Genomic DNA, 5,214 nt, shown 5'->3' with positions numbered 1-5,214 from the left:
AGTATAAAACTTTTTAATATTTCGGAGGGGTAGCGAAGTGGCTAAACGCGGCGGACTGTAAATCCGCTCCTTCGGGTTCGGCGGTTCGAATCCGTCCCCCTCCACCATTTAACTTTAGGGGTATAGTTTAAAGGTAGAACAGAGGTCTCCAAAACCTCCGGTGTGGGTTCGATTCCTACTACCCCTGCCAAAAGAAAAGCGATGTTTTTAATTTTCCTATAAATGATGCGGGTGTAGTTTAATGGTAAAACCTCAGCCTTCCAAGCTGATGTCGTGAGTTCGATTCTCATCACCCGCTCCAAAATATTTATTGTTCCGCAGTAGCTCAGTGGTAGAGCATTCGGCTGTTAACCGAACGGTCGTAGGTTCGAGTCCTACCTGCGGAGCCATTTTTTTGTCTGTAAATACATATAATAGGCTGAAGCAGCGATAGAATTAGAAGTTTTAAACTTTTAATTCTTGCTATTTCAGCCTTTTTTGATGAAAAATTTTAGCTGCTGCCTTTTTAGCAGAACAATAAGGTAAATAAAAGAGAGAATGATAAATCTAGTTTTCTTTTATTTATTGATTGTATTCAAAATCCGCATTTAAATCACATTTTTCTTCTCCATCTTTTGTTTCCGTATGGTCAAGAACAAATCAATCAAGCGATTGAAAATCAAATACATTGCAAAAACAAAAAACAATTTGGTAAACCTATTGCTTGGTCAACGGAAGACCACGGAGACTATTATATTTTCAAGTGTTTTGTAGATGTTCAAGAAAAAGAAAATAAAAATTTTAGCCGCGTAGATGGCTTATTAGGGCTGGATTTGAATGTAGACCACATGGCATGGTCAAACATCAACTCAAAAGGTCAACTCATTAAATCGGGCGTATTTTCTTTCGATTTAGAAGGTAAATCCTCTGGTCAAACTACGAAAATAATTGAGAACAAAGCTGTTGTACTTGTTGATTTAGCTGCAAAGTTAAATAAACCAATTGCTTTGGAAAAATTGGATACAACAAAATCAAAGGTTTCTCATGCTTATGGAAATAAAAAAGCCAATAAAGCCATGAGTCTCTTTGCGTACAATAAAATGATTTCTGCCATTAAAAATCGTGCAGAAAAAATGGGTGTAGCCGTTTTCGAAGTGAATCCGGCTTACACTTCTCAAATTGGTAAAGTCAAATACATGAAGCGATTAGGAATCTCGATTCATCAAGCTTCTTATGTCATTGCTCGAAGAGCAATGGGATATAAAGAAAAACTTCCACCGGTGTTGCATTCCCTGTTACCAGAGAAGATAACAGGTCTACATCATTGGGTGCAATGGAAGTGGGTATCATCTTGCCTATTTGATGTTCGTAAACATGCGTTCTACCAGATAGAACTTTTTGCTGGAAACAGGGTTGATTCAATGAATCAAGTCTTTTCTCAAGGAGCTCTTACAGAACTTGAGGAAAAAAGTTTGTTAAAAGTAAAAAGTAGAAAAAACATTGCCTAGTTGAATGGGCAATGGTCGACTAAATTCGTTTAGTTGTCCTTTTTAGGAATCCCCTTCCTCAAAAATTCGTTAGAATTTTAGGTGGGGGTAGTTCAATAAACAAGAAAAAGTTAAAATATAGAAGAAGGTGTTTGCTGTTATCCAGCAGTACATTAAAGGAAAGGGAGTGGGAAATATGGAAGAGTTTATAAATGATTTAAATATTGAATTGTTATCTGAAAATAATCGCCATGAATATATGCAAGCAAAAATAAAGGAAGCAATTAAAAACTTCCAGCTAAAAGAAGAACAAATTCCAAAACTTTTAGGCACCTCTGCTGAAAAAACAGCAAAGCTTTTGCAAGGGGAGCCTTGTGAATTAACAGAAGAAGAAATGGCAGTAATAGATTATCGTTTAATTTTCATTTCTGAGGGATTTTCTCTTATGAAAGCAAAAGAAAGGATTAGATTGCTAATCGGCAGTTTTCTAATCAAGGAATACCAGTTTTCCTATAAAAGTTTAGCAGCATATGCGGAAGTTCCTTATGAGGCATTTGTAAATTTTTATAATGGCGATCAGGAAGTTGACGATCAATATACAATAAATATTTGTGTGAATTTGCAGATGCTTGTATATGTGTTAAAAAATAATGAAAGATAAATTTTTAGTTGTTATACATTTGGAGAAATCGAGTCTTTAATAGATTCGATTTTTTTGCTGTGAAGAGGAATTATTTGTAATTTTTAACGAGTTGCAGTACAGTGAAATAGTAACAGTCAACTGTAATTGTAATTTTATGCAGAGAGGAGAAAAAATGGATGGCAACATATAAAGGCAAAGAAATCGAAAAAATACTGCAAGCTGAAGGGATAGATATTCCTCTACGAACAATAAGATACTACACGCAAATTGGTCTTTTGCCGCTATTAGAGCTTGTTGGCAATCAGCGGGTGTACACAAACAAGCATCTGCATTATCTGCGTGCCATTTTGATATTGCAAAAAGCAGGGGATTCATTGTCGGCTATCGGGGAGGAGCTTGCTTCACTGAGCCTATCCGAAGTAGAAAACATCGGCAGCAAGCTGCCCTTTTATCAAAAAGAAAGAATCATAGAACAAGAGGTTTATCAAGTAAATGAAGATGTGTTTCTTACAATGAATCGAAACATTTCAGGGGAGCTAAAAGAGCAGATGATCCATGCTGTATCAAATATGTTAAAAGACAGCAGCCATTAAAAAAATAAAAATATTTTAATCTAGTGATCAAATGGTTGTTGGTCGTGGATTAAAATAAGGCGGTGTTTTTCTGGAAAATATTTTCGGAATTTTTAAAAATGAAAATTATACACGGCTATTTTTTGCTAATCTTGCTTCCCAATTAGGAAAAAGCATTGGCCTTACTGCAATTATGTTCTATATGTTAAAAAGATTCTCCGCGCAGCCTTTCTATGCAACTGTCACAGAATTAATGTTTTCTCTTCCAACTCTTGCGGTGTTTTTATTTGTTGGTGTGCTGGCCGACAGACTAGATCGGAGAAAAATAGCGATAAACTGCGATTTAATCAGCTGTGTGTTATCTGTAGTGCTTTTATTTGCGATTATAAAAGAGTGGATAGCGCTAGTATTTGTTCTGCTGTTTATAAGAAGCGCTGTTTCTAAGTTTTTTCAGCCTGCCCAGCAGGCAATCATTCAAGGGATTTTGAAAAAAGAAGAATACGCTCAAGCAGCAGGGTTAAATCAAATGGTAGGCAGCATCTTTATGTTATTCGGAGATGGGCTAGGCATTATTATATTTTGGAAAATTGGGGTGGAAGGCGCGATTGTTATCGATATGATGGCATTTTTATTTTCTGCTATTCTGACATACTTTTGTTTTATTAGAGAAGAGGTTCGATTGCCTAATGGAGCACAATCTCTCAAAGGTTTACATATTAAAACGATGCTTTATGACTTTAAAGAGGGGGTAAAATACATTTTAAACAATAAACTTCTTCTTTATTTAACGGCTGGTTTTTTCTTTTTTGGGATTGTAAACGGAGGGCTTTCCGTCATGCCAGCATTTATAATGAAATACAAACTTTCTTCAGACCATTATGAAACATATATGATAGGGCTTGGCATTGTTTTTGGTTTAGGCATGCTGGTCGGCAGTTTGATGAGTCCAATCATCACTGCTAAATTGAAGCAATATCAGCTTATTGCTTTTGGTTTGCTGTTTGTGGGGATATTTATCGCTTTAGCAGGATTTGCTTCAACGGTGTCTGTCTATTTTTTGTTGATTTTTATTGTGGCGCTTTTTCTTCCAATTGCAAATATTGGCATTGGCGGATGGCTGCCAAAGATTATTGATCCAAAGATGATGGGAAGGGTGCAGGGATGTGTGAGTCCATTAATTATGTTATCTCAATCTATCACTCTGGGGATTATTTCTGTTGCTTTTCCTGTATATATTGCTATTGAGGGATTGTTTTTGATTGTTGGAGGGGTGCTTATGGCCATTTCTTTATTTTACTTCTGGATGCTGCCCAAATATGCAAAAGAAGACAATACGATCAAATGGGAAATTGCAAAAAGGTAAAAGAATAAATGTTTTGTATATCTATAGTACAATAGCCTGGAAAATCAGGAGGGGGGACAGGTTGATGAAACAAAACAAATATGATGATGGGGAATTTTTTGCAGCATATGAAAAAATGCCAAGATCTATTTACGGGTTAGAGTCTGCGGGGGAATGGCATGTGCTAAAAGAAGTGATTCCAGCGTTGGCAAATAAAAGTTTTCTTGATTTAGGATGCGGTTTTGGCTGGCATTGCCGCTACGCAAAAAAGCAGCAGGCAAGTTCTATAGTAGGTGTAGATATTTCAGAGAAGATGCTTAAAGTTGCCAGGGAAAAAACAGATGATTCATTAATTACTTATCAGCATTCGGCTATTGAAGATGTTCATTTTAAAAAATGTCAATTTGATGTTGTATTTAGTTCTTTGGCGCTGCACTATATACAATCATTTGAGGAAATCTGCCAAAAGGTGTATAGATGGTTAAAGGAAGGCGGCGTTTTTGTTTTTTCAGTAGAGCATCCCATTTTTACAGCAGATGGAAGCCAAAACTGGCATACTGATGAGCAGGGGAATCGTCTTCATTGGCCAGTAGATCATTATCAGGAAGATGGAATCCGCCAAACAACTTTTTTGACAGAAAATGTTATTAAATATCACCGTACTTTGTCTGCTTATCTAAATGGTCTAATTGATGCTGGTTTTGCGATAAAAGTAGTGAAAGAACCTAAAGTTTCAGAAGCTAGTCTAAAATCAAATCCAGAAATGAAAGATGAGAATCGAAGACCCATGTTTTTAATTATTTCAGCAAGCAAATAATCGTTATATTTATAAGAGGGGGACTGTCGAATAAGTCAATTTTCCGCTTATTAGATGGCCCTTTGCATATTCAAAAATGCCGATATATCAATTTTTAAACTTTAATGGATTTACTTTTTTGAGAAAGCCCTTTTTATCGTCATCAATACAATTAATGAATAAGGAGGATAGTAACATAGAATAATGTATTAAAAAGAGTTGGAGTAGCTGCAATTCTGAAAACTATTCTTATACTTTTTTTCGAGAAATCTAGGAATATTTGATTATAAAAAAAGTAAAAAAACTTTTGAGAATTTGTTGACAAAACTTCAAATATTTTATATTATATATCTTGTCGCTGATAATAAAAGCGTAAGAGCGAGATGGAAAATATA

5 protein-coding genes and 4 tRNA genes are annotated in these 5,214 nt (G+C 35.5%); all 9 read left to right on the top strand.

What is annotated here, in order from left to right:
- Positions 1–23: 23 nt before the first annotated feature.
- The 9 genes from NCCP28_RS23315 to NCCP28_RS23275 all read left to right on the top strand — a co-directional run bounded on the left by NCCP28_RS23315 (position 24) and on the right by NCCP28_RS23275 (position 4,840).
- Positions 24–107 (top strand) — tRNA-Tyr (locus NCCP28_RS23315).
- A 9-nt stretch (positions 108–116) separates the two neighbouring features.
- Positions 117–190 (top strand) — tRNA-Trp (locus NCCP28_RS23310).
- Positions 191–227: 37 nt separating this feature from the next.
- Positions 228–301 (top strand) — tRNA-Gly (locus NCCP28_RS23305).
- A 13-nt stretch (positions 302–314) separates the two neighbouring features.
- A tRNA-Asn gene (locus NCCP28_RS23300) sits at positions 315–389 on the top strand.
- Positions 390–614: 225 nt separating this feature from the next.
- Positions 615–1,487: an IS200/IS605 family accessory protein TnpB-related protein gene (locus tag NCCP28_RS23295; RefSeq protein WP_248563545.1), complete on the top strand. Its 873-nt coding sequence runs from the start codon at positions 615–617 to the stop codon at positions 1,485–1,487.
- A 175-nt stretch (positions 1,488–1,662) separates the two neighbouring features.
- The gene (locus NCCP28_RS23290; RefSeq protein WP_248563544.1) at positions 1,663–2,127 is read left to right on the top strand and encodes an HTH domain-containing protein; all 465 of its coding nucleotides are present in this window, start codon (positions 1,663–1,665) and stop codon (positions 2,125–2,127) included.
- Positions 2,128–2,285: 158 nt separating this feature from the next.
- Complete coding sequence (locus NCCP28_RS23285) at positions 2,286–2,702, top strand: MerR family transcriptional regulator (RefSeq protein ID WP_248563543.1); 417 nt, start codon at positions 2,286–2,288, stop codon at positions 2,700–2,702.
- Positions 2,703–2,772: 70 nt separating this feature from the next.
- Complete coding sequence (locus NCCP28_RS23280; RefSeq protein WP_248563546.1) at positions 2,773–4,044, top strand: MFS transporter; 1,272 nt, start codon at positions 2,773–2,775, stop codon at positions 4,042–4,044.
- A gap of 64 nt (positions 4,045–4,108) precedes the next feature.
- Positions 4,109–4,840, top strand: a complete 732-nt coding sequence (locus tag NCCP28_RS23275) for a class I SAM-dependent methyltransferase (protein ID WP_248563542.1) — start codon at positions 4,109–4,111, stop codon at positions 4,838–4,840.
- The last annotated feature ends 374 nt before the right edge of the window (positions 4,841–5,214 follow it).

Source organism: Niallia sp. NCCP-28, assembly GCF_023168165.1.
In the GTDB taxonomy this organism is placed as follows: Bacteria; Bacillota; Bacilli; order Bacillales; family Cytobacillaceae; genus Niallia.
Note: the sequence above shows the minus strand (reverse complement) of the source record. Positions and strands in the feature narration are given on the sequence as shown.